This window comes from Geomonas silvestris (assembly GCF_014193515.1).
GTDB classification, from domain to species: Bacteria; Desulfobacterota; Desulfuromonadia; order Geobacterales; family Geobacteraceae; genus Geomonas; species Geomonas silvestris.
Map to the genome: position 1 here is coordinate 130,388 of NZ_BLXX01000009.1, position 25,199 is coordinate 155,586.

A 25,199-nucleotide genomic window follows, 5' to 3' on the forward strand; every position below is an offset into this window, starting at 1 on the left:
CCCACCTTCCCACAACCTTCACACCCACCGCGACGAAAAATCAACGCGTTATCCTGCTGCCGGGGTTGGCACACAACCTGCGACTATGCCGTGTATCCGAAACGGCAACCCCACAGCAGGAGTCCCCATGAAATTCAGCAAACCCAAACGACCCTTGACGGCGCTGCTGGCCGCCGCCCTGGCGGGGCTTGCCGCGGCGCTGTTCCTCGCACTCGGCCCGCCCAACCTCTTGGCCAAGTCGGAGTCCCCCGCCTTCTGCGCCAGCTGCCACGTGATGGAGCTGGAGCACGAGGCCTGGAGCCACGCCGGCGCCCACCGCAGGCTGCGCTGCGTGGACTGCCACCTTCCCGAGGGGAACCCCGCCGTGCACTACTTCTGGAAGGGGATCGACGGGATGAAGGATGTCATCTGTTTCCAATCTGGCCACGTCCCCGAGCGCATCGAGTTGAGCGCGCACGGAGCGAAGGTCGTCCAGGAGAACTGCGTACGCTGCCACCAAACCACCCTTGCCGGCGTCGATCTGACCCGTCGCTGCTGGAACTGTCACCGACCACTCAGGCACCGTTTGACCGGCACCCGGGCCACCCGCTAACCAGAGGTTCCTCCGGGAATTCCGGGGATGCTGAAGCAGGCTCTAGAGATAACCACCTGCGGGGATGATTCATCGCCCTTCGGTATCCCTCATCCCCGGAATTCCCCGCTGAACCTGACAAGGAGAAGATGAAAATGAAGAAACTGACGATTGCAATCTGCGCCGCGCTGGCGCTTTCCGGGGCGCTGGCCCTGGTTCCCGGCTGCGCCCCCGAGAAGGCCGAGCGGGTGAAGACCGTCGACATAGCGGACGGCACGGTGGATCCGGCCCACTGGGGCAAGGCCTATCCCGCCGAGTACGAGCTCTGGAAGAAGACCGGCGAGCCGACCCCGGCCGGCAAGAGCCGCTACAAGAAGGGGTTCGACGAGGGTGGGCACCGCCCGGACAAGCTGGACGAGTACCCGTTTCTGGCGCTTTTGTACAACGGCTGGGGGATGGGAGAGGAGTACAGTGAGCCGCGCGGCCACATGTTCATGGTGAAAGACCAGCTCGCGGTCGAGCCGGCGCGCTACAAGGCGGGGGGCTCCTGCCTCACCTGCAAGACCCCGTACTCGCCGCTGCTTCGGCAGAAAGAGGGATACTTCGGGAAGCCCTACCAGGAGGTGCTGGCCCAGGTCCCCAAGGAGCACCAGGAGCTCGGTGTCGCCTGCGTCGACTGCCACAACAACAAGGACCTGACGCTTAAGATCTCGCGCGACTTCACCCTGGGCAAAGGGATCGCGAAGCTGGGTGTCGACCCGGCGAAGCTCACCCAGCAGGACATGCGCACCTTGGTCTGTGCCCAGTGTCACGTGACCTACAGCATCCTCAAAGACGGCCAGATGCACTCCACCGACGTGATCTTCCCCTGGGACGGCAGCAGCTGGGGGAAGATCAGCATCGAGAACATCATCGCGAAATTGCGTGGCAACCCGGCGAGCGCCGAGTGGACCCAGAGCGTGACCGGCTTCAAGCTCGCCTTTTTGAGGCACCCCGAGTTCGAGCTCTTCTCCAACAACAGCGTGCACTGGCAGGCAGGCGTGGCCTGCTCGGACTGCCACATGCCCTACACCAAGGTGGGGGCCCAGAAAGTATCGGACCACCGGGTGATGAGCCCGCTTAAAAACGATCTGAAGGCGTGCCAGCAGTGCCACGCCGAGACCCCGGAATGGCTGCGCCAGCAGGTCTTCGCGATCCAGGACCGCACCGTTTCGAGCTTCATCCGCTCCGGCTACGCCACCGCAACCGTGGCGAAACTCTTCGAGATGGCCAACAAGGCGAGCGCGGCGGGGAAGAAGGTGGACCAGGAGCTCTACGCCCAGGCGAGGAACCACTACGAGGAGGCGTTCTACCGCGTGGTGTACATCGGCGCCGAGAACTCGAGTGGCTTCCACAACCCGAGCGAGGCGCTGCGCATCCTGAACGACGCCTCGATGCACGCCGGCAAGGCCGAGGGGCTCTTGCGGCAGGCGCTCACCAAAGCGGGGGTGAACGTGCCGGTGAAGGTGGATCTGGAGCTTGCCAAGTACCTGAACAACCGGGGGACCAAGAAGCTCATGTTCAAGGCCGCCGACGAGATCAAGGACCCGCTGGCCGGGAAGTAGGCCAAGGTCCTTTTCAAAAACGCCGCCCGGGTGGAGACACCGGGCGGCGTTTTCATCTGGGGCAGGGGCCGCCTGGTATCCCGGCAGGGGCGGATGATCATCCGCGGCCTTCCCGCAGTGGGGGATCCGCAGGTTGCGCCGGCGCATTTTAGTTTGCGCGCAGGGATTCCCGGAAATTCCGTGCCGCGTTGAGGCTGCTACGCAGCACACCTCGCGGCCCCACGTTCTCCCCTTTGCAAAGGGGAAAACGCGAGTTCACCGACAGCTGCCAATCAGCACCGAAGGGGACAGGCACCATTTAATTAAAAGGGGACAGGCACCGAGCAGCGCTCCCCTCGCCCCCCGGGAGAGGGGCGGAGGTGAGGGCGTTGCCACCTGCACCATGCTGACCCTTGCAATGTCATGATCTGATAAAAAAGGAGGAAGTTATGAAGAGGCGACTTACCAAGGTCCCTGCCAAAATGAAAGGGACCCTGCGGGGGCCGCGCGCACCGCTCTGCCCGAAGTACGCCGCTTGGGGCTTTGTAAGCGGCGGTATCTCGATATTGGCCATCACGCTGATGACCCAACTGGTGGCCTGTCCGCTGTTGATCGGCTCGTTCGGAGCCTCGGCGGTGCTCCTCTTCGGGGCGTCGGACTCGCCGCTGGCCCAGCCCCGCAACCTGATCGGCGGGCACCTGATCTCCGCACTGGTCGCGGTGGCCGTCGTAGCTCTCGCCGGTAACGCCACCTGGGCGGTGGCCCTCGCGGTGGGGGGCTCCATCTGCCTCATGTACCTCACTCGCACCGTGCATCCCCCCGGCGGGGCGACGGCGCTGATCGGCGTGCAGAGTCACGCCGCCTGGTCCTTCGTCCTGGTGCCGGTCTTAAGCGGCGCGCTGGTCCTGTTGCTGGTGGCGCTCTTCACCAACAACGTCGTGCACCACCGACAATACCCGACGCACTGGATCTAGCCGCCGGAGTGCCTTCAATGACGATCGCACTGCAAGAATGACAGTTCTTAGTCAGGGGTTTGTAAAACCAGTCATAAGAAATAATCCTACACATAACTCCTCTATGCCTGATAATGGCATTTGATTATTGCTATTTAGCGTTGGCTGTGACATAAGGGCGACATAACCGATTGGGCCGTACCCCGGTGTCCATTGCCGGTGTGCGGCTACTAACTTCTGGAAGCTGTCGCCTTCGGGCTTGGCACCCGGCTCTTCAGGCCGGGCTCGCGGAGCATCGTTGCGGCCGCTTCGCTGCTATGTGCTTCGCTTTCCGCGCCGTGGCCTGACGCCTGCGGTCGGCGGTTGCGGAGCTGGGAGGACCCATGCGCCCCGTCACCTCGCTTCGCTGCACCCTCGCCCTATTTCCCCTTATCCTCGGCATCTTGATCAGCGGCTGCAGCGGCGGCGGTGGAGGCGCCCAGATCGGGAACCTGGTCGATCCCGCCTCCTCCTACCAGGGGCGCAGCAGCGCGGCCCCGGTCAGTGCGGGCACTGCCGAGAGCCTCGCCATGGGTGCCTTCGGCGGCAGCGTCCTGGGGGGCGAAGTGGGCGCCATCGGCAGGGGGAAGGTGACCGGCAAGGCTGCGGTGCGCACTCTGCCGATGCGCCAGCTGGTGCAAGCGCTCAAACTCTCCACCCGGCGCCTGGCGATCCCAGAGCAGGCCGCTCAACTGCGCAAGAAGCAGATCTCCCGCGCCAAGAGCGCTGCCCGCGAAAGCAGTTTCGTGACCTACGGCGACCAGGGTGGGACCGCCTCCCATACCCTGCAGGTCAACGACAGCAACGGAACCTTTTACGGCACGGTCAACTATACCGGCTTTACCCTTCAGGGAACGACCACCAATGGCAGCTGCGACCTGCTGGGGAGCTTCGACCCCAGTAGGCAGACCCTGAACAGTCTCACCCTTTCGTTCAAGTCCCTGAGCCTTACCACTTCCAACGCCAGCTATGAGCTCACCGGTAATGTCGGCTGGACCTACACCTACGCCTCATCCAGTGACAGCATCTCGATGAACATGGTCCTGAAGGACGCCTCTGACGGTAAGACTTACTGGTTCAAGGACTACCAGATCGCCACCGTGTACGGCTCGCAGAGCTTGAGCCAGACCGTTTCCGGCCGCTACTACGATCACGACAACGGCTACCTGGAGATAAGCACGCCAGCCGCTCTGGTGGCCAAGTACGACAACCTGTGGCCCTCGGAAGGCACCTTTCGCTGCGCAGCGGCCAACAACAACTGGGTACAGCTGGGTTTCCAGTCCACGACCTACAGGATCGATGCCGAGACCAACGGGGACGGTATCAGCGACTGGTCCATCGAGCACGCCAGTAATCCGCCGGCCCCTCCAGTCAACCTTCCGCCGGTGGCGCAGGCAGGCCCGGACCAGACCGCGGTCGTCGGGGCCACGGTGCAACTGGACGCCAGCGCCAGCAGTGATCCCAACGGTGACACCCTCAGCTACTCCTGGTACGTCATCTCGGCCCCTTCGGGCGGCTGGATGAGCCTTGCCGGGGCCAACACGGCAACCCCCAGCTTCACCCCCAGCGTCGAGGGGACCTACCAGTTCCATCTCTCGGTGTACGACGGCTACTATATGAGCGAGGACACCGTCACCGTGGTAGTCACCCCGGTGCAGCCCCTACAGCCGGCCGCTGTGCAGCAGGTCTGGCAGTTCGGGGTGTACGGTTCCTCGATTGGTCAGGCGGGGCTTCTGACTGCCGATCTGGACGGCGACGGCACGCAGGAGATCATCGCTAGCGCCTCTGCGGGCGGGTTTGGCAGCAACGTGATGTGGTACGTGGTGCGTAAGAACGGTTCCGGTTACGAACAGGTCTGGCGCAGCGAGAACTACGGGGTGACCATCGTGCGTCTGCTCTTGGCGGACATGAACGGCGACGGCAAACAGGACGCAGTCGTGGCCTTTTCCGACGGCACCATTCGCAGCTATGACGGCCCCACGCTTAAGGAACTGTCGCGCCTGAAGATCGGCAACTCGCTCATCGATGTCGCCCTTGCGGACCTGGATGGTGACGGCAAGCTCGACTTCATCAGCACCGACGGGAGCACCCTGTCGGTCTCCAACGCGCAGACCGGAGCGCTCAAGTGGAGCAAGAGTGCGGTGGGCGGCAACTCGCTGGCCGTCGGCAACGTGGACAACGACGCCGCGCTGGAGATCGTGACTACCGGTTACGGCGGCAAAGGATACGTAATCAGCAACACGGGGAGCGTCAAGTGGGAGTACATCAACGGCTTTGGGGCGCGGGTCAAACTGGGCGACCTGAACGGCGACGGGAAGCAGGAGATCGTCGCCGCCTCGTCGTGGTACAAGATCACCGTCTTTGATGCTGCCCTCAAATCGCCGCTCTGGGAAATCAGCACAGACCTCGACATCGCGGCAGTGCTGATCGTCGACACCGATGGGGACGGGATCCCCGAGATCGTGTACGGAGATGCCCAATGGGGCAGGGTACATGCCATTGACGCCACAACGCACCTCCAACGGTGGTCGGTGAACAACCCCGAGCACGGCGTTTCCGGGATCGCCTTCGCCGACGTGGACCAGGATGGGAAAAAGGAGATCCTTTGGGGAGCGGGAGGTACCTCGACCGGCGCCGACTTCCTCTACATCGCAGACCCAAGTACAGGCACCATCAAGTGGCAGAACGTGGATACCAGCGGGCTAAGCCCTCTGGCACTGGGTGACCTGAAGAACGACGGCAGTCTGCAGCTTCTGATGGTGACCGAGTTCAGCAACAGTGAATACGACGGCGGGACCGTCCAGATCTTCGACCTCCCCAGCCACACCCTGAGCTATCAAAAGGCGTTGCCGCTCAACGATTGGGAGGGACAGAACCGGGTGGTGCGCATCGGGGACGTAGACGGAGACGGACGCAACGAGTTCGTAGTGACGAACGGAAGTGCCTACTCCGGCTGCGTCCAGGTTTTCGACGGTATCACGCACACTCTCAAGGTGCAGACGACGCCCACTTACGATGTCACCTACACGGCAATGGCACTGGGAGACGTGGACGGTGACGGCAAGCGCGAGATCGTCTTGGGGACCAGTGACGGTTACCTGGTGGTTTTGGACGGGACCACCCTGCAGCAAAAATGGAAAAGCGTCGCAATCGGGACTTCCTGGGGTGGCGTGGGCGACATCAAGCTGGCCGACCTCGATAAAGACGGGCACATGGACATCATCGCCACCCTGAACGGGAGCCGACTCGTGGTCTTCGATGCAGTCACCCACCTGCAGAAGCTGCTCATCCAATCACCGGCAAGGGTCCTTGAGGCAGCCGACGTGGACGGAGACGGCAAGCTTGAGATCCTGGTCGGTCGCGACGACGGCAAGATCGACATCTATGATGGGGTCAGCTTCGCCCTCAAGAAGACCATCCCGACCTTCAGCACCCAGCCGGTGGATGCCCTGCTGGTAACGGACCTTGACGGTAACGGCAGCCTCAAGTACCTGGTCGCCAGCGGCGGGGTGCTCTCCATCTTCCAGGGGGATCAGCTCTACTGGCGCAGCGGGCAGTTGGGGTCCCGGTTGGGACGCTCGAATAGCATCGCGGTCCGGGATGTGGATGGCGACGGTCATCCCGACATCTTCATCGGCAGCGACCTGGTGCTCTACCAGTTCAAGTACCTCGGCGCCCAGTAATCCCGCAGTAGATAACCGAGGCGGCCCACGGTGGAAGCAATGGACAATTGACCATGCTTACGCTGGTTGGGCCGCCTTTTCTCTGCCTTCCGTGTTTGTTTCTCCTCACGCCTGCTCCGCACCGTCCTTTGGGACGTCAGGCAACCTTATCTACTTTGCGCTTGGAGCTTAAGCGCAGCCTCCGCGCAACAGTCCCCGCCTTAACCCTCCCGGATCTATCGACCAGCCTATTGGCTGCGGCCCGTGCAGCATCCACAACCTTATCCCTAACCCTCGGCAAGCCCTCGGCAGTATAATGAGGATGAGGGCCTGAGCCACGAGAAGCGAAGCAGGTCGAGTTCTCGAGACAGGTCCAGTGCCGGTCTGGCACGAGGGGATGGAACATGGAACGGACCTTCGGATGGTTATGCCTTCTCATGCTGGTTGCACTGCTGGCGCTGCCAGGGGCGGTACTGGCGCAAGAGGGGGCCTCCGCACCGCCGATCAGCCAACCGCTGGTGACGGAGGGACTCTTTGCGGTCAACTTGGCGAACGCGCTGGGTGTGAGCTCGACCTCGGACCCGGTCGAGGCGGAAAACGCACTGGCCAAGGTCAGGGTGGCCCCGCAAAACGGCTGGATCGGGGACTATCCCATGACCCCGGACCTGGTGGGCGAGGTGCGCCAGGCGCTGGACGATGCGGTTGCCAACGGTGACCTCGCGCTCTCCCGGGACGATGCGCTGCAGCGCTTCGACGCGGCGACGGGGAACGTGGATCTGGCGGTGCAGGCCTATGCCGGTACGGTGACCGAGACGGAAACGCCAACGCCGCAGAGCTGCACGAACTACCCGAACCCCTCCAGCATCTCCTCGGCCTACAGCAGCGAGGGGCCGCCGGTGGTCACCTACTACTGCCCGCCTCCCGATTACTACTACCAGTACGACTACGTCCCGTACCCCTTTTACTGGGAAAGCTTCTGGTTCCCGGGCTACTTCATCCTGCACGACTTCCACCGCCACGTGCGCTACCACGGGCACCACGTCCTGATCTCCAACCACTACAACGACTTCGGGCGGCACCGGATGTACCGGGTCGACCCGGTGGATCGCCTGCACGGCAGGTCCTTTTCGGGCATCGGTGCCTGGCGGCACCAGCGCGGCTTCATCTCTACCGGCCGCCCGCACAGCCCGGAGCGGATCTTCAACGCGCCGCGCACCGGGAACGTTGGAATCGGCCGTAGCGGCGGAACCGTGATCTACCGCGGTTCCGGTACATCGGGGACCGGCACCCTGTCCCGGGGCTCCGGCGTGGTGATCAGGACCCCGCGGGTCGGCGGCAGCACCGGCTCGGCCGGCGGCGGCCGGGTGGGTGGTTTCCAGGGCGGGGGCGGCGGTGTCGTGCGCAGTGGCAGCGGGAGCTTCCACGGCGGCGCAGGCGGCGGTGCCCCGAGGGGCGGAGCCGACGGCGGGTTCCGAGGTGGCGGTGGCGGCGGTTTTCAGGGGGGCGGTGGTTTCCGCGGCGGCGCTGGAGGGATGAGGAGGTAGCGAGAAGCTTCGGCCGGGAACTGCGGGGGAAAAACGGGTTGGTAGGGGGGAGTGACCACCCGTTCCTACGCGGGGCGTGGGCGAGCGAGATGCTGCACGGGAAATCGCGCTCTTGAAGAAGCTATCCCGGGAAGCCGAGAAGCTCAACTCGTTCGCCGCGACGTGCTGCAGGAGATATCACGTTCCCCCTTTGCGAAGGGGGACAGGGGGATTTGCCTTTCTTCCGCGTTCCGGTGCGCCTGGGCTCCCTTTATTGGGAACCCAGGTTCCGGCCGCTCGCTACTCGAAGGCCGCCACGATGCCGCTGCGGTCTTCGTCCGAGAACATGTGGTCCACGTCCATGATGATCAACAGTCGTTCTCCGTGGTTGTAGACGCCGGTTATGTACTCCTGCCCCACCGTCCCCGAACCGGAGAGGATGATGGCCGGAGGGGGCTGGATCTCGCTGCTGCGCAGCCTGATCACCTCGGCCACGCTGTCCACGATGAAGCCGACCAGGTTGCTGCCGACATCCATGATGATGATCCGGGTCTGGCTGTCCTGCTCCAGTTCCGGCAGGTTGAAGCGCTTGCGCAGGGAGATGATCGGGATCACCTTGCCGCGCAGGTTGATGATCCCCTCGATGAAGTGTGCGGTGTTCGGGGTCTTGGTAAGGCTCGGGAGCCTGATGATTTCCCGTACCTTGAGCACTTCGATACCGTACTCTTCGCCGTTCAGGTTGAAGCTCACCAGTTGGATCAGTTCGTCGGTAACCTCACCGAGCTTGACCAGAGCATTGCCGATTGCCATGATATATTCCTCCTTGTGCGGTGTTCCCGCTGGGCGCACTATCCTGTGCAGCTGGATGCCGTGCTCTTTTCTCTTACATGGATAGTGCCAGATCGATAAGTGCGGAAACTTCAGCAGGTTGGCCAGGTCGCTGGTTTATCTTGCTGTCCTGAGAAAGAACAGTGCTGTACCGCAGAGGAACAGCGGGGGGGCAGGGGCTCATAACGAGTCGTGTTGAATCTGTCGGGGGGCAGGGGACTGACAGAGGCTGGCACTGGAAATATCCGCCAAACCTGATAATGATTATGGGGCTTTGATCTGTTCCAGAAAAGGAGTTCAGCTATGACTACACCTACCGAAACCACCTTCGTGCAGACGCTTCCCCTGGGGAGCGATCTCGAGATGAGGCGCCGCTTCAAGGTGCTGGAGGATGACCTGCAGGGGAACATCCGTTTCGGACTCTTGCTCGAGATACTGGACAAGGTGGCCGAGGAAACGGCGCTCAACTACGTGAACCGCTACCATCCCCGGGCCCGCGTGGTAACCGCTGCCATCGACAACGTCGTGGTGCGCCACCCGGCCGACGTGAACCGGGACCTGGTCTGCCAGGCGCGCATCAACCACGTGGGGCGCTCGTCGCTGGAGATCGGGATCCGGGTGGACCAGCCCGGAGAGCCGGCGAACCACGTGGCCTCCTGCTACTTCACCATGGTGGCCCGCTCCGGCATGGGCGAGGACGCCGTGAGCGTCACGCTGCCGCCGCTTGAGTACCAGGACGAAACGGAAAAGCTCAGGGCGCACAAGGCGGTGGCCCGCAGGGAGGAGTATCGGCAGCAGCAGGCGCTCCTCTCCGGTCCCCCCAGTCACGAGGAGTACCAGATGCTTGCCGGCCTGCACAACGCCCAGGACGCCCTTGGTTTCCAGGGGCTTTTGGCGGGGCGATTGGTGGCTGATTCCTGGGAGCGCATGTACCCCGAGTTCGAGAACGTGCCGCAGAAGATCTTCGGCGGCTACCTGGTCCGGCGCGCCTACGAGATCTCCTCGATTTGTTCCGAGCTGGTGGCGCCGGAGCGTTCCGTGATCGCCGCGGTAAACCGGATCAACTTCTTCCACCCGGTGCGCATGGGCGATAAGCTGCACTACACGAGCCGCGTGGTCTACACGAACGGCAGCTACATCTGCGTCGAGGCGAACATCGAGCGGATCAGTCGCGACCGGACCAGCAAGGCTCTCTCCAACTCGTGCCTGTTCACCTTCGTCAACGTGGACCGCGACCTGGTGCACCGCCCGGTCCCCGAGGTCTACCCGACCAACTACGCCGAGGATGCGCGCTATCTGGCGGCGCACCGCAGCTACCTCGCGCTCACCGAGCACAGCAAGAACATCATCTAAAGCCGTACCTCGCCAACAGCCGGACACCGGCCGTCCCACTCCAAGCCCTCCGACGCATCATGCGTCTGGGGGCTTTCTTTTGGTTTCCGGGAACTCCGGAAAGCGTCCAATCAGGTCCCTCTCCCCTTGCGGGACAGGGTGAGGGGGAGGACGCCACTTCATCACCAGATGGCAGCTTCACCCGGGGTTTTTCCCGAACCTTTCTACGATGGACACGCACTCACCTGATTTGCTGCGATTGCCTCCACCAGAGCTTCCCTCCGAAACCGCTTTGCTTTTTATTGGTAAAAGCGATAGCTATTATCTTGTTGATTAATATTATTAATTTGACTGCAAGCATCCCTCTGACATATTCATAGGTCGCTTTTTAAGGTGCTTCCGGGAGGTCGGAAGCCTATGACCTAACGGAGAAAAGGAAGGGGCCCATGGCACGAGCACGAGAAGAAATCCTGCAAGACCTGGCGGACGGCGTACTGAACCTGGACGAGGAGCTCGCGGTGAATACCGCACACGATGCGGTGGAGGCGGGGCTCGACGCGTACGACGCCATCACCAACGGCCTGGTGCGCGGCATGAACCGCGCCGGTGAGCTCTACGACGAAGAAGAGTACTTCGTTCCGGAATTGCTGATCTGCTCGGACGCCATGTACGCGGCGCTCGCCGTGCTCGAACCGCACCTCAAGAAAGATGACTCCCGCGTCCGGCAGAGATGCGTCATCGGCGTCGTCGAGGGGGACACCCACGACATCGGCAAGAACCTGGTGAAGCTGATGCTGGACGTGGGTGGCTTCGAGATCTACGACCTGGGGCGCAACGTCCCCTTGGCCGATTTCGTCGAGAAGGCCAAGGAGGTAAACGCGGATCTCATCTGCCTCTCCACCCTGATGACCACCACCATGAACGGCATGGCGACCGTGATCGAGATGCTCAAGGAAGAGGGGATCCGCGACCGTTTCAAGGTGCTGGTCGGCGGCGGGCCGATCTCCCAGGCCTTCGCCGACCGCATCGGGGCCGACGGTTACGCCGACAACGCCGCCTCGGCGGTGCGGGTCGCCAAAAAAGTCTGCAACGTGGCCCAGGCCGCCTAAGGAGATACCATGCTCTCTTCCCTGATCCCTAAAGACAACCAGACCTCCCTGGAGCGCGTGCTGAGCTACCTGCAGGGGCAAAACCCGCAGCGTATCGCCTGTTTCCCGCTCATCCTGAACCACGCCGCCCGTGTGCTCGGGGTACCGGTCGGCAAGTGCATCCAGGACGCCGAGCTCTTCGGCAAGGCCCACGTCGCCGCCTATCGGCGCTACGGCAACGACCTGATCACCTTCCTCTCCACCACTTCGACGCTTGCCGAGGCGATGGGGCAGCGCATGAACTTCATCGAGGACGACGCGCCGCAGCTTGCCGAGCCGCTCGTCAAGGAGCTCGACGACCTCAAGAAGGTGAAGGTTCCGGATTTCACCAGGGACGGGCGCATGCCGGTCTACCTGCAGGCGACCGAGTACGCCGTGGCCGAGGTGGGGAGCGAGGTCTGCGTCTCGACTGTCCTCGCCGGCCCCTTCACCACCGCGGCGGCCCTGCGCGGCGCCGACGTCTTCGTCAAGGACCTTTACCGCAACAAGGAGTGGGTGCACGAGCTTCTGGAGATCTGCTGCGAGGCGGGCCTGCGCTTCATCGACGAGATCCTGAAGCGCAAGTCGCTCCCCATCATCGTCGAACCGATCGGATCCGCCAGCCTGGTGAGCCCGCGCACCTTCAAGGAGTTCGTGGCCCCTTACCTGAAGCGGATGAGCGACCACATCCACGCCAACGGCGGCGGGCTGCCGGCCGTGCTGCACATCTGCGGCAAGACCAAGCCGAACTGGGGCCCCATGCTGGAGAGTGAGTGGGACATCTGGAGCCTGGACGGCGTCGACATGGGCGAGGCCAAGGAGTTCGCCGGGCACCGGGTCTGCCTGGTGGGGAACGTGACTCCGGCTAATCTTCTCACCAACACCCCCGAGGAGATCGACGCCGAGGCGAAGGCGGTCTGCGCCAAGGGGATGGGGAGCCCGTGCGGCTTCATCCTGGGGTCCGGGTGCGAGGTCCCCATCAACACCCCGGGCGAGAACCTCGATGCGCTCATCAACGCGGCCCGCAAGTACGGCCGTTTCGACCTCTAGGTGGCGGTGCCTGAAGAGGGAATCGCCCCGGTTAAGACCTGGCTGATCACCGGGTTTCTGGGTGCGGGCAAAACAACACTCATCCGCGAACAGCTGAAGACGGCCGGAGCGCGGGTGGCGGTCTTGGTGAACGAGTTCGGCGAGCTGGGGGTGGACGGCGCCCTGATCCGCGCCGCGGGCGATGTCGAGGTGCTCGAGCTTCACGGCGGCTGCATCTGCTGCAGCCAGAAAGAGGGGCTGGTGCAGAGCGTGGCCGCCCTAGCCCGGGGACTCGCGCCGAACCTCCTGCTCATCGAACCAAGCGGCATCGCGGAAACCTCGGAGCTCTTGAGGCTGCTCGCCGCACCGGTCCTTGACGGTGTGATCCAACTGGAAGGAAGCGTCGCCGTCTTGGACGCCGAGACCTTCCTCGCCTACAGCGAGCCTGATACCTTCGGGAGCTTCTTTCTGGACCAGGTGCAAAACGCCGATGTTGTGGTGCTGAACAAGCGCGACCTGGTGGAGGAGGGCGAACTGGCCTGCATCGAGGCGAGGCTCGCCGAACTGGCCCCCGGCGCCGTGGTGCTCGGCACGGAGTACTGCCGGCTGGATGGTGCACTCATAAGCACCGGCAGTCGGCGTCGCACGGGAGCGCCTGGCAGGGAGGCGGCGCTGCTCGGCCTTACCTGTTTGAGCCTGCCGTTTATGGGGGCGCTGTCCCGCCCTGAACTCAGTGCCTTGCTGGCCGAGATCGCCTCGGGACGCTACGGCGAGGTACTGCGTGGCAAGGGGCTGGTTCCGGTAGCGGGTGAGGGGCTCCTAGAGCTGCAACTCGTGGGGAGCCGCTCGAACTTGGAGCCGTTCGCGGGGAGCGCTGAGCCGCGTCTCACCCTGATCGGCAGAAACCTGGAACGCGGGCTGCTTTCAGCACGTCTCGGCGCCTTGGGTGCCTCGGAGAAACCATGAACCACAAAGAACGCCTGCTCGCTACCCTCGCCGGCATTCCCGGCGACCGGCCCCCCTTCATCTGCCCCGGCGGGATGATGACCATGGTGGTCAGCGAAGTGATGGATCAGTGCCACAGCTTTTGGCCTGAGGCACACTCGGACCCCGAACTGATGGCGGGTCTCACCCTGGCGGCGCACGAACTCGCCGGCATCGAGAACGTCGGTGTCCCTTTCTGCATGACGGTCGAGGCCGAGGGGATGGGGGCGCAGGTGGGGCTCGGCTCCAAGGAGAGCGAGCCCAGGGTGGAGCGCTACATCCTGGAACGGTTCGATCAACTGGAGCGGCTCACCCCGCTGGACCCCCAGTCCGGGCGCGCCGCGGTCTGCCTGGAGGCGATCCGCATCCTGAAACGGCGGGCTCCCGAACTCCCGGTCATCGCCAACCTCTCCGGGCCGGTGAGCCTCGCCACCTCCCTCATCGATCCGCTCCTCTACTACCGCGCGCTGCGCCGCGATCCGGAGGCGGCGCACCGGCTGACCCGGCACTGCACCCAGGAGCTGCAGCGCTTCGGTGAAGTCCTCATCGAAGCGGGAGCCGACCTGATCTGTATCGCCGATCCGAGCGCTACCGGAGACATCATCGGGCGCGGGGCCTTCCTCGAGATCGCGCTTCCCTACCTGAACCAGCTCACCGACCACTTCAAGGAGCGCTTCGGCGTCCCTACCATCGTGCACATCTGCGGTAACGTGAAGGCCCTGGGGGACGGGCTCTCGCAGCTCTCGGCCCACGCGCTCAGCATCGACTCGCTGGTCGGCATCGACGTGTTGCGTGAGCTCGCGCCCGGGCGCCCGACCATGGGGAACATCAGCACCATCCTGCTGGAACAGGGGACGCCGGAGCAGCTGGCGCGGGCCTCGCGGCGCTGCCTGGAGCAGGGTGTGGACATCCTGGCGCCGGCCTGCGGCATCGGCCCGCGCACCCCGCTCGCCAACATCCGGGCGGTCGCCGAAAGCGTTGCCACCCCGCAGGACCGCGCATGACGCACCCCGAAATCCTCTTCCTTCCCAACCGCGAGGCCGTGCGCGTCCCGACCGGCACGCCGCTTCTGGAGGCTGCCCAAAAGGCCGCGGTGGATCTCGAGGCGCCCTGCAACGGCAAGGGGACCTGCGGCAAGTGCCGGGTTCAGCTCGTCGAGGGGGCGCTGCCCACGCCGCACCACGACGAACTGGGGCACCTCTCGAGCGCCGAACTGGCCTCCGGGGTCCGGCTCGCCTGCCGCCAGGAGGCTTCCGGGAACAGCGTGGTCCGGCTGGTGAGCGCCGGCCGCGGCGGCGAGCGCATCCTCTGCGACGGCCTGCTCCCCGCCTTCGAGCTCGATCCCCCGGTCACCAAGCGCCTGGTCGTGCTCCCCCCGGCCACGCTGGAGGACAACTGCGACGACCTGACCCGACTGGAGCGCGCCCTGGGGTGTGAACTGGCCGGCTCGGTGTCGCTTGAGTTCCTGCGCCAGCTCCCGCACGCCTTGCGCCACTCCCCCGCAGCCTTCAAGGAACCCGCCAAAGCCTGCACCGAATCCACCAACGCCTCGCGCGCAGGGGGCTGGCCCGTGACCGTGGTATTCCACGGCGGCCGCCCCATCGGTATCGAGCCCGGCGACACCCGCGAGCGCTGCTACGGGGTCGCGGTCGACATCGGCACCACCACCGTGGTTGCCGCGCTCATCGATCTCGCAAGCGGCGCGGAGCTCGCCACCGCCTCGATGGTGAACCCGCAGAAGGCGCACGGGCTCGACGTGCTCTCCCGCATCCAGCGGCTGAAGGAGGAGCCGGCAGCGCTCGACGGCCTGACGGCGCTGATCCGCGGCGGGTTGGACCAACTGCTGGGCGAGCTCTGCGAGGAGGCGCGGGTGAGCCGGGATGACCTCTACGAACTGGTGGTCGCCGCCAACGCCACCATGACCCACCTGCTCTTGGGGATCGACCCGAGCGCCATCGGCTCCTCGCCCTACGTCCCCGCCTTTTCGGGGAGCGTCGAGCTGCCGGCGGCCGAACTCGGCCTCTTACTGGCGCGCTGCGCCCGGGTCTACTGCCTCCCCGCGGTTTCCGGGTACATCGGCGCTGACATCGTGGCGGGGCTTTTGGCGTCGGAGCTGGAAAGTTCGGACCGACCGGCGCTTTTGATCGACATCGGCACCAACGGCGAGATGGTGCTCGGCTCGGCCCACGGGCTGACCGCCTGTTCCTGTGCGGCCGGCCCCGCGCTCGAGGGGATGAACATCAGCTGCGGCATGCGCGCCGCGCAAGGGGCCATCGAGCGGGTGGAGCTCAACGCCGAGGTCGCCACGCGCACCATCGGCGACGCACCGGCCCTGGGGATCTGCGGTTCCGGCATCATCGATGCGGTGGCCGAGCTGGTGAAGGTCGGCGCCGTGCTCCCCTCGGGTCGCTTCGACAAGTCGAGTGCCGCAGGTGAAGCGGTTTCCTGGCGCGCCCGTCTGAAGAACGAGGGGGCCGGACGCTTCATCCTTGCCGAGGCTGCGGCGGACCGGGGCGAGGTGGCCGTGAGCCAGAAGGACATCCGCCAGGTGCAGCTCGCCAAGGGGGCCATCCTCTCCGGGATACTTTCGCTCACCGCGCAGTTGGGGATCCGTCCGGCGGACATCGACCGGATCTATCTCGCCGGCGCCTTCGGACACCGGATCCGCAAGGAGAGCCTGGGCCGCCTCGGCATGGTTCCCGCGGAATGCCTGGACCGGGCGATCCCCATCGGCAACTCCTCGAAAGCCGGTGCGATCATGGCGCTCCTCTCGCTGAAAAAGCGCGCGCTCGCCGAGCAGCTGGCGCGCCGGGTCGGCTACGTCGAGCTCTCCTGCTATCCCGGTTACGACCGGCTCTTCGCCGAGGCCCTCGCCTTTCCAAAGGAGCGCGCCTGATGCGGCTGGGACTGGGGATCGATACCGGCGGCACCTACACCGACAGCGTGATCGCCGCGCTGGACACCGGAGAGGTGCTGGCCAAGGCCAAGGCGCTCACCACCCGCGAGGACCTGGTGCTGGGGATCCGCGGCTCGCTCGCGCAGCTCGACCGGGAGCTTTTGACCGAGGTGCGCCTGGTGGGGCTTTCGACCACGCTCGCCACCAACTCGATCGTGGAGTGCAAGGGGGCGCGGGTGGCGCTTTTGCTGGCGGTTCCCAACCCGGCTAATTTCGCCCTGCCCCCGGGCAATCCGGCCGAGCAGACCGTCCTCATCGCCGGTGCCATCGCCCGGGACGGCTCGGTGGCGGTGCCGCTCGACACGGCCGCCGCCCGCGAGGCCATCGAACGGCTGGCGGGGCAGGTGGACGCCTTCGCCGTCTCCGGCTACTTCAGCATCTACAACCAGGAGCAGGAGCTGCAGCTCAAAGAGCTGGTCGCTGCGTGCTCCGAGCTGCCGGTGGTCTGCGGCCACGAGCTCTCGGGCGACGTGGGGCTCTTGGAGCGCGCGGTGACCGCGGCCCTCAATGCGCGCCTGTTGCCGGTCATCGGCGAGTTGCTCGCCGCGGTGCGGGCGGTGCTCGACGAGTGCGGCGTTTTAGCCCCCGTCATGGTGGTGAAGGGAAACGGCGCCCTGGTGGGCGCCGCGGTTGCCGCCCAGCGGCCGGTGGAGACCATCCTCTCCGGCCCGGCCGCCAGCGTGGTGGGCGCCTGCCGGCTCACCGGGCTCGCCGACGCCGTGGTCGTCGACATGGGAGGCACCACGAGCGACATCGCCCTCATGCAGGGCGGGATGGTGGCTACCAGCAGGGAAGGGGCCCAGGTGGGTGGCTGGCACACCCGGGTGCACTCCGTAGAAATCCGCACCGCCGGCATCGGCGGCGATAGCAAGGTGGCTGTGTCGGGAGGCTCCCTGGCATTGGGGCCGCGCCGGGCCATCCCGCTGTGCCGGGCAGCGCACCAGGATCTCCGGTTCGCCGGACTCCTGCGGGAGCGGGCGGCGGCGCCGGCCCGGAGAGCGAAGGAGGGGGAGTCGGAGTTCTGCACCCTGGTGCAGCGTCCGCGTTTCGCGGTCTCTCCCACGGAGGAGCGGCTTTTCGCAGCGCTTGAGGGGCGGGTGTTGGACCGCGCCGAACTGGCTCTCTGCGTCGGTCCTTTTGTGGAGCTGGAGCGCTTCATCGCCCTGGGCGTTGTGGCCGAGGTGGCCTTCACGCCGACCGACCTTTTGCACGCCCGGGGCCAACTTGCCCTGTGGGACGCCGGGGCCTCCCGCGCTGGCGCGTCGCTACTTGCGAGAGAGCTCGGACTCAGCGACTCGGAGCTCCTCGACGCGGTCGCCCGGGAGGTGACCGAATCCCTGAAACTGAACATCGTGGGGAAACTCCTGGAGGCGGATCATCCGCAGCCGGTTTTCCGTTCGGCGCAGGGGCGGGAGCTCTTGGGAGCGCTTCTGCGATCGGCCGGCGGGACCGTGGCAGCCTCGTTTGCCGTCACCAGGCCGCTGGTGGCCGTGGGGGCGCCGGTCTCCTGCTATTTCCCGCAGGTGGCCCAAGAACTCGCGGCTGAGCTGGTGATTCCGGAACACGCCGAGGTCGCCAACGCCTTCGGGGCGGTGACCGGGCGGGTGGTGGAGCGCGCCGAGGCGCTGATCAGGCCGGACGACGCCGACGGCTTCCTGGTCATCTCCGCCGAAGAGCGGCGACCCTTTGTGGAATTCGCCGCCGCGCAGGCCTTTGCCGAGGCGCTGGTGCGTGGCGCTGCGGCGCGCCGGGCCAAGGAGAGCGGCGGAGCGGAACTGGAGATCAGCGTGGCGAGCGAGGAACTGGCGGCGCCGCTCGGCAAGGGGTGGGGCGACAGCGTCCTCATCGAGAGACGGGTCACCGCGACCGCGGTGGGGCTCCCATCCTTCATCGCCTAAGAAGAGCTTCAATACGGAACTCGGGGGGCCACATCCCCCCTCCCTTGACGGGAGGGGGCCGGGGGGTGGGTGAAGCTGCCATCGGCGATGAAATGGCACCTTCCCCCTCACCCTGTCCCGCAAGGGGAGAGGGGACCTCTGTGGGGACCTCTGTTACTGGCTTCTCCGTAATTCCGGGAAGTGCCTAAGAAAAGGAGAACAACGTGCGCATCGGTGTCATTGCCTGCGACATGATCAAACTTGAGCTGGAGAAGGTGCTGGCGGGATTCCCCGAGGTGGAGGAGATCGTCTGGCTGGAATCGGCGCTGCACATCTATCCGGAACGCATGAAGCAGACCATCATCGAGCGCGTCAACGAACTGAAGGGGAGGGTGGATCTCATCTTCCTGGGCTACGGCTACTGCCAGTCCCTGAAAGGGATCGAGGCGGAGCTGGCCATCCCGGTGATCCTCCCCCAGTACGACGACTGCCTGGCCCTCTTGATGACCCCCGAGCGCTACGCGGAGGAGAAAAAACGCGAGGTGGGGACCTGGTTCATGACCCCGGGCTGGGCCGAAATCGGCGCCGACCTGGTGATCAAGGAGCTGCGCCTGGACCGCGCCATAAAGTTCGGCAAGGACCCGATGGCGCTCGCCAAGCGCCTGTTCACCCACTACAAGCGCGGGCTCTTCATCGACACCGGCGTGGGAGAAACGGAGCATTTTCGAGCCCAGGCCGAAAAGTTCTGCCGCGATTTCGAGCTGACCCTCGAGGAGTCCAGCTGCAACCTCACCCTGCTCGAGGCGGAGCTTAGGCGCTGCCGGGAGTACAAGCCCTGAAGCCCTGACTCCCGTCAGCTGCCTCCCGGTGCACCGGGAACTTCTTGACACGTTCTTGATACCGCAGCCGGGATCTTGATACGCCCTTGATGCCGCCACGGGTAAGATAGACTTGCCTCCCGAGCAGGGGAGCGTCGACCCGCATCAAGACCGTATCAAGAAGGAAAGCCCATGGAACAGGCAGCACAGGCAGCAAACGGCACGCTCTTTACCAGGATGGTTCGGGCCATTTTCGGCGCGCCGAAGGTCCTCAAGGACCCCCATCTCTTCCACAAGATGTCGCTCATCCCGGTTCTGGCCTGGGTGGGGCTGGGAGCCGACGGGCTCTCCTCCTCGTCCTACGGTCCCGAGGAGGCTTACCGGGCCCTCGGCAGCCATACCTACCTGGCGGTTCTCTTGGGCCTCGCCACCGCGCTCACCGTCTTCATCATCTCCTACGCCTACTCGCGGATCATCGAGCACTTCCCGCACGGTGGCGGCGGCTACATCGTCGCCACCCACATGCTGGGCGAAAAGGCCGGGGTGGTCTCGGGAAGCGCGCTCTTAGTCGACTACGTCCTGACCATCACCATCTCCATCGCCGCCTGCTCCGATGCGCTCTTCAGCTACGTCCCGGCCCAGTACCAGCACGCCAAGCTCGCTTTCTCCTGCGTGCTCGCGCTGCTCCTCATCGTGATGAACATCCGCGGCATCAAAGAGTCGGTGACCGTGATGGCTCCCATCTTCCTGGTCTTCGTACTGACCCACCTGGTGCTGCTTTTGGATGGCGTCTTCACCCACGCGGGCCGAATCGCGCCGCTCACCCACGAGTTCCACGCGGGTCTGAGCCACGATCTCTCCAGCATCGGGCTCTTCGGGATCCTGATGCTCTTTCTCAGGGCCTACTCTCTGGGGGGCGGTACCTATACCGGGATCGAGGCGGTCAGTAACGGCCTGCAGATCATGCGCGAGCCCCGGGTGCAGACCGGCAAGCGGACCATGGTCTACATGGCGAGCTCGCTCGCCTTCACCGCCGGGCTGCTCTTTCTCTGCTACTCGCTCATGGGGGTGGCGCCGGTGGAAGGGAAGACGCTCAACGCGGTTTTGGCCGACAGTCTGTTCGCCCACTGGCCCATGGGCTCCGGCCTCGCCTTCGTCACCATCTTCTCGGAGGGTGCGCTTCTTATCCTGGCCGCGCAGGCGGGCTTCGTGGACGGGCCGCGGGTCATGTCCAACATGGCGGTGGACTCCTGGTTCCCGCACCGTTTCGCCGCCCTGTCCGTGCGGCTTACCATGCGTAACGGTATCGTCCTCATGGGGAGCGCGGCCATCGCACTGTTGCTCTACACCAAAGGATCGGTCTCCGCACTGGTGGTCATGTACTCCATCAACGTGTTCCTCACCTTCTCGCTGTCGCAGCTCGGGATGTCCCGCTTCTACCTGAAAAGGCGTCGGGAGGATCCGCAGTGGGTGCGCCACCTCTCGGTGCACCTGGTCGGGCTCATCCTGTGCGCCACCATCCTGGTGGTAACCACCGTCGAGAAGTTCATGGAAGGGGGCTGGCTCACCCTCTTGATCACCTCTCTGGTGATCGGGGTCTGCTATCTCATCAAGGGACACTACCAGAAGGTGCGCCAGGGGATGTCGCAGCTCGACGAGGCGCTCCTCGACTTCCCCACCTCGGGGCCGGTGAACCGGGAGGAGCCGGGGCGCAACGAGCCGACCGCCATCCAGCTGGTCTCCGCCTACAGCGGTTTCGGGATCCACACCCTGCTCTCCATCGTGACCGCCTTCCCCAAGACCTACAGAAACGTGATCTTCGTCTCGGTTGCGGTGATCGATTCGGGATCCTTCAAGGGGGCCGAGGAACTGGAGGCCTTGGAGGGGTCGGTGACGGCGGGGCTTAAGAAGTACGTCGATCTGGCGCAGCGCCTGGGATTTGCGGCCGACTGCCGGATGGCGGTTGGGACCGACGTGGTGGAGAGCGTGGTCGAGGAGTGCCAACGGCTCGGCCAGGAGTTCCCACGTTCCACGGTATTTACCGGACAGCTCACCTTCCGGCTCGAGAAGTACTACCACCGGATGCTGCACAACGAGACCGCCTTCGCCATTCAGCGCCGGTTGCAGTGGGACGGGCTCACCACGGTGATCCTGCCGATACGGATAGGAATCAATTGACAATGGACAATTGACAATTGACAATGAGTTCGCGTGAGTAACCTGCCTCCTGCGAGTGCCGTCGAACCTGGGTCCCTCTCCCCTGCGGGAGAGGGTCGGGGTGAGGGGGAGGTTGCCACGGAGGTAACGGGCTGTTTTCTCGAGGGCGGCTTCCCCCACCCCCCAACCCCCTCCCGCAAGGGGAGGGTGGCTCTTAGGCCGGGGGCGTACCATGCAGAGGTTTGGGGGCAGGTGTAAAGGAGGCGGTTGCCCTTTGGACCTGATGTTGCTCGTAAACTACAGGGGACACGCAGAACATGACAGCCGAAGCCAGCAAGAACCTGCCGCGCATCCTGGTGGTGGACGACGAGCACGCCATCCAGCGCTTTTTGAAGACCGCGCTGGATCCGGGGGAGTTCTCGGTGCACCTGGCGGATTCCGGGCATGCCGGGCTCGCCGCCGCGGTTGCCGTGCGTCCGGACGTCATCCTGCTCGACCTGGGGCTTCCGGATCTGGACGGCATCGAGGTGATCCGGCGCATCCGCGAATGGTCCCAGGTCCCCATCATCGTCCTTTCGGTGCGCGAGCGCGAGGACGACAAAGTGCAGGCCCTCGACACCGGCGCCGACGACTACCTCACCAAGCCCTTCGGTATCGGGGAGCTTTTGGCACGGGTCAAGGTGGCGCTTCGGCGCTCGCTGCAGCAGGCACCGGAGCCGGTGTTCCGGGTGGAGGAGCTGGAGGTCGACCTGCCGCTGCGCCGGGTCACCGTAGCCGGCGTCGAGGTGCAGTTGACCCCGACCGAGTACGAACTTTTGCGCCTGTTGGTGAGTCATGCCGGCAAGGTGCTCACCCACAGCCAGATCCTGAAACAGATCTGGGGTGTTGCCTACCTGGAGCAGCCCCACGTCCTAAGGGTGAACATCAGTAACCTGAGGCGCAAACTGGAGGCCGATGCCTCGCGTCCGCGCTACATCCTGACCGAGCCGGGGGTGGGGTACCGGATGAGGAGCGGCGGGTAGAAAGGTTAGAGTGACGCGACTGAACGAGAAGGGGACTGGCTCCGCAGGTGCCAGTCCCCTTTTTGTTGTAGTTAGCCTACCGGCAGGTTGACCACCACCTTCAACCCGCCGCCTTGGCGGTTCTCGGCGCGGATGCTGCCGCCGTGTGCCTCGACGATCCCCTTGCAGATGGAGAGCCCAAGGCCCGTGCCGCCGGCACCTTCGGGCACCGGGACCCGGTAGAACTTGTCGAAGATCCGTCCCAGGTCCTGCTCGGCAACACCCGGACCGAGGTCCGCCACTTCCAGGGTGACCAGGTCCCCGGCAACCGCGGCGCTGACTTCCAGCTCCGCCTCGGGCGGAGCGTACTTGAGCGCATTGTCCAGAAGGTTCACCAGCACCTGGGTCATCAGCACCAGGTCCATGCTCACCTCGGGGAGCTCGGCCGGCACCGACAGCCGTACCGCGCGCCCCTCAAGCTGCTGCTCCAGCGCGGCCAGCGCACACCCCACCAGATCCTGCACGTCGCAGGGGACCTTTTTCACCTTGAGCGCCCCCGCCTCCAGCCGCGTCATGTCCAGGAGATTCCCCACGAACCGGTTCAGGCGACCCGCTTCCTCCCAAGCCTGCCCCAACAGTTCGCCGCGCGCCGACTCGGTGAGGCTGCCGCGCTCCCGCAGCGTGGCCAGCGCGCCGTAGATGGAGACCAGCGGGGTGCGCAAATCATGGGAGACCGAGTTTAAAAGCGCACGCTCGAGGCCCTCCCGCGCCTGGATGATCTGGGCCTGCTCGGCCTGCTGGGCGAACTGCACCCGCTCGATGGCGAGCGCCACCTGCGAGGCGAAGGCCTGCAAGAGCCGGCGGCTCATGGTCGAATCATATTCTCCCTCGTTCCTGAGCTCCACCCCCATGACCCCCAGCACGTCCCCGGTGGTCTGCAGCGGAAGGTAGAGGTGCCCGGACTGGCTCAATGTCTCGGTACCGCGCCCGGCCGCCACCCGGTTCCGGAAGGACCAGTCGGCCACCGCCTCCTCTTTCACGCTCAGCTCGAAGCCGCTACTGGCAGCGCGCGACGCCAGCCGCTCCCCCTCGGGCAGCAGCACCACCAGGCGCGCCCCCAGGCTCTCCTCGATGTTCTTCACCAACGCTTCCAGGATCCCCTTCAGGTCGGAGGCCACCGCGAGGTCGCGGCTCAGGTAGTAGAGGCTCGAGGTCTGCACCTCGCGCTCGCGGATCGCCTCGGCCCGCTCGCGCGATTGTGAGACCAGGTTGCTGATCACCACCCCGACGGTGAACAGTGCGGCGAAAGTGATGAAGTACTGGGTGTCGGACACTCCGAAGGTGAAACGCGGCGGTACGAAGAAGAAGTCGAAGGCAAGCACGCTGAAAATGGCGGTGCAGATGGCCTCGCGCCGCCCCAGCCGCGTGGCCGCGAGCACCACCGCCAAGAGGAAGAACATGGCGAGGTTCGTGGGGGCGAGGAACTGGCGCGCCGGTTCGCAGACCAGTGCCGTGGCCAGCACCAGGGCCAGGCTCTTCAGGTACCCTGGCAGGTGGCGCCGCCGCTTCTGGGATGCTGGCCGTGTCTTGGCAGGCTCCGGGGCTGCCTGAATGCTCACCACGTGCACGTCGATCGATCCGGAAAGCCGGATCACCTGGTCCACCAGGGGGGTGCGCAGAAACTCGCGCCAGCGCGGCTTGGCCGGCTTGCCCACCACGATCTTGCTCACGTTGTTGCGCACAGCGTAATCGACCAGCGCCTCGGCGACCGAGGTGGAGGTGAGGCTCGCCACCTGGGCCCCCAGGCTCTCGGCGAGCCGCAGATCCTTCCAGACCCGCTCCCGGTTTTCCCGGGTGTGCGGGTCGCCGCCCGGCGTCTCCACGTACACCGTGTGCCAGGGCGCCTTCAGCTCGTCGGACAGTCTGCGGGTGGTGCGGATCAGCCGCTCGCTGTAGGGGCTGCCGCTGACGCAGACCAGGAGCCGGTCGGCAACCGGCCAGGGTCCCGCGATGGCGCGCGATTCCATGTAGGCGCGCACCTGGTCGTCCACCCGGCTGGCCGCCCGGCGCAGGGAGAGCTCGCGCAGTGCCATCAGGTTCCCCGGCTTGAAAAACCGCTCGGCGGCGCGAGCTGCTTTCTCGGGGATGTAGACCTTACCTTCATTGAGGCGCTGCAAGAGATCCTCGGGCGGGATGTCCACCAGGCGGATCTCCAGGGCCTGGTCCAGGAGCGAATCCGGCACGGTTTCGCGCACCGTGACGCCGGTGATCTGGGCCACCGCGTCGTTCAGGCTCTCGAAGTGTTGGATGTTCACCGTGGTGTAGACGTCGATGCCGGCGGCGAGGAGCTCCTCCACGTCCTGCCAGCGTTTCTCGTGGCGCGAGCCGGGTGCGTTGGAGTGGGCCAGTTCGTCGACCAGGGCGATCTGCGGATGCCGGGCCAGCACCGCGTCGAGATCCAGCTCGCTCAGCGGCACGCCCAGGTAGTCGAGCGCGAGCCGCGGCACCTGCTCGAGCCCCTCCAGCAGACGGTCGGTCTCGCTCCTGCCGTGCGACTCGACGTAGCCCACCACCACGTCGCGCCCTTCGTTCTGACGCTGCCGGGCCGCCTCGAGCATGGCGTAGGTCTTGCCCACGCCGGCTGCGTAACCCAGGAAGATCTTGAGCTTACCGGCTCCCTGCCCGGCCTCTTCGGCCTGGGCCAGCTTGAGGAGCGCCTCGGGTGAGGGGCGTGTCTCGTCGGTCTGCGTCGTCATGGG

General features: G+C 65.1%; 17 protein-coding genes. 15 read left to right on the plus strand and 2 right to left on the minus strand.

Translation table 11 applies throughout. The features are described from left to right. The first annotated feature begins 127 nt into the window (after window positions 1-127). The 5 genes from nrfH (at window position 128) to GMST_RS14600 (ending at window position 8,352) form a co-directional block, all read left to right on the plus strand. Window positions 128-592, plus strand: coding sequence for a cytochrome c nitrite reductase small subunit (nrfH, locus tag GMST_RS14580; protein ID WP_183355419.1), 465 nt, complete (start codon window positions 128-130; stop codon window positions 590-592). Window positions 593-726: 134 nt separating this feature from the next. Then, a complete protein-coding gene (locus GMST_RS14585) occupies window positions 727-2,175 on the plus strand; it encodes an ammonia-forming cytochrome c nitrite reductase subunit c552 (protein WP_371873126.1) in 1,449 nt (482 codons plus the stop codon). A 428-nt stretch (window positions 2,176-2,603) separates the two neighbouring features. Then, a complete protein-coding gene (locus GMST_RS14590) occupies window positions 2,604-3,128 on the plus strand; it encodes an HPP family protein (RefSeq protein ID WP_183355421.1) in 525 nt (174 codons plus the stop codon). Between the two features lie 362 nt (window positions 3,129-3,490). Further along, a complete protein-coding gene (locus tag GMST_RS14595; protein WP_183355422.1) occupies window positions 3,491-6,829 on the plus strand; it encodes an FG-GAP-like repeat-containing protein in 3,339 nt (1,112 codons plus the stop codon). Between the two features lie 416 nt (window positions 6,830-7,245). Beyond that, window positions 7,246-8,352 carry a hypothetical protein gene (locus GMST_RS14600; RefSeq protein ID WP_183355423.1) on the plus strand — a complete coding sequence of 369 codons (1,107 nt, stop codon included), beginning with the start codon at window positions 7,246-7,248 and terminating at the stop codon, window positions 8,350-8,352. 279 nt (window positions 8,353-8,631) lie between these two features. On the opposite strand, the gene GMST_RS14605 is transcribed toward GMST_RS14600, so the two are convergent. Beyond that, window positions 8,632-9,141 (minus strand): chemotaxis protein CheW, encoded by a 510-nt coding sequence (locus GMST_RS14605; RefSeq protein WP_183355424.1) that lies wholly within the window; start codon window positions 9,139-9,141, stop codon window positions 8,632-8,634. Window positions 9,142-9,462: 321 nt separating this feature from the next. On the opposite strand from GMST_RS14605, the gene GMST_RS14610 reads away from it, so the two are divergent. The 10 genes from GMST_RS14610 to GMST_RS14655 all read left to right on the plus strand — a co-directional run bounded on the left by GMST_RS14610 (window position 9,463) and on the right by GMST_RS14655 (window position 22,461). Next, window positions 9,463-10,512, plus strand: coding sequence for an acyl-CoA thioesterase (locus GMST_RS14610; RefSeq protein ID WP_183355425.1), 1,050 nt, complete (start codon window positions 9,463-9,465; stop codon window positions 10,510-10,512). 425 nt (window positions 10,513-10,937) lie between these two features. Beyond that, on the plus strand, window positions 10,938-11,600 hold the full coding sequence (locus GMST_RS14615) for a cobalamin B12-binding domain-containing protein (protein ID WP_183355426.1): 663 nt from the start codon (window positions 10,938-10,940) through the stop codon (window positions 11,598-11,600). Between the two features lie 9 nt (window positions 11,601-11,609). Further along, window positions 11,610-12,668: a uroporphyrinogen decarboxylase family protein gene (locus GMST_RS14620; protein WP_183355427.1), complete on the plus strand. Its 1,059-nt coding sequence runs from the start codon at window positions 11,610-11,612 to the stop codon at window positions 12,666-12,668. 6 nt (window positions 12,669-12,674) lie between these two features. Next, on the plus strand, window positions 12,675-13,613 hold the full coding sequence (locus tag GMST_RS14625; protein WP_183355428.1) for a CobW family GTP-binding protein: 939 nt from the start codon (window positions 12,675-12,677) through the stop codon (window positions 13,611-13,613). Next, window positions 13,610-14,635: a uroporphyrinogen decarboxylase family protein gene (locus tag GMST_RS14630; RefSeq protein WP_183355429.1), complete on the plus strand. Its 1,026-nt coding sequence runs from the start codon at window positions 13,610-13,612 to the stop codon at window positions 14,633-14,635. Before GMST_RS14625 ends, GMST_RS14630 begins: the two co-directional genes overlap by 4 nt. Beyond that, window positions 14,632-16,527 (plus strand): ASKHA domain-containing protein, encoded by a 1,896-nt coding sequence (locus tag GMST_RS14635; RefSeq protein ID WP_183355430.1) that lies wholly within the window; start codon window positions 14,632-14,634, stop codon window positions 16,525-16,527. Before GMST_RS14630 ends, GMST_RS14635 begins: the two co-directional genes overlap by 4 nt. After that, window positions 16,527-18,485: a hydantoinase/oxoprolinase N-terminal domain-containing protein gene (locus GMST_RS14640; protein WP_183355431.1), complete on the plus strand. Its 1,959-nt coding sequence runs from the start codon at window positions 16,527-16,529 to the stop codon at window positions 18,483-18,485. The genes GMST_RS14635 and GMST_RS14640 overlap by 1 nt, the downstream gene beginning before the upstream one ends. A 203-nt stretch (window positions 18,486-18,688) precedes the next feature. Then, a complete protein-coding gene (locus GMST_RS14645; RefSeq protein ID WP_183355432.1) occupies window positions 18,689-19,303 on the plus strand; it encodes a DUF1638 domain-containing protein in 615 nt (204 codons plus the stop codon). A 171-nt stretch (window positions 19,304-19,474) separates the two neighbouring features. Continuing rightward, the gene (locus tag GMST_RS14650; protein WP_183355433.1) at window positions 19,475-21,460 is read left to right on the plus strand and encodes an APC family permease; all 1,986 of its coding nucleotides are present in this window, start codon (window positions 19,475-19,477) and stop codon (window positions 21,458-21,460) included. 296 nt (window positions 21,461-21,756) lie between these two features. Beyond that, window positions 21,757-22,461, plus strand: coding sequence for a response regulator (locus tag GMST_RS14655; protein ID WP_183355434.1), 705 nt, complete (start codon window positions 21,757-21,759; stop codon window positions 22,459-22,461). Between the two features lie 71 nt (window positions 22,462-22,532). Here the strand turns inward: GMST_RS14655 and GMST_RS14660 are convergent, their stop codons facing one another. Beyond that, window positions 22,533-25,196, minus strand: a complete 2,664-nt coding sequence (locus GMST_RS14660; protein WP_183355435.1) for a DUF4118 domain-containing protein — start codon at window positions 25,194-25,196, stop codon at window positions 22,533-22,535. Between the last annotated feature and the right edge of the window lie 3 nt (window positions 25,197-25,199).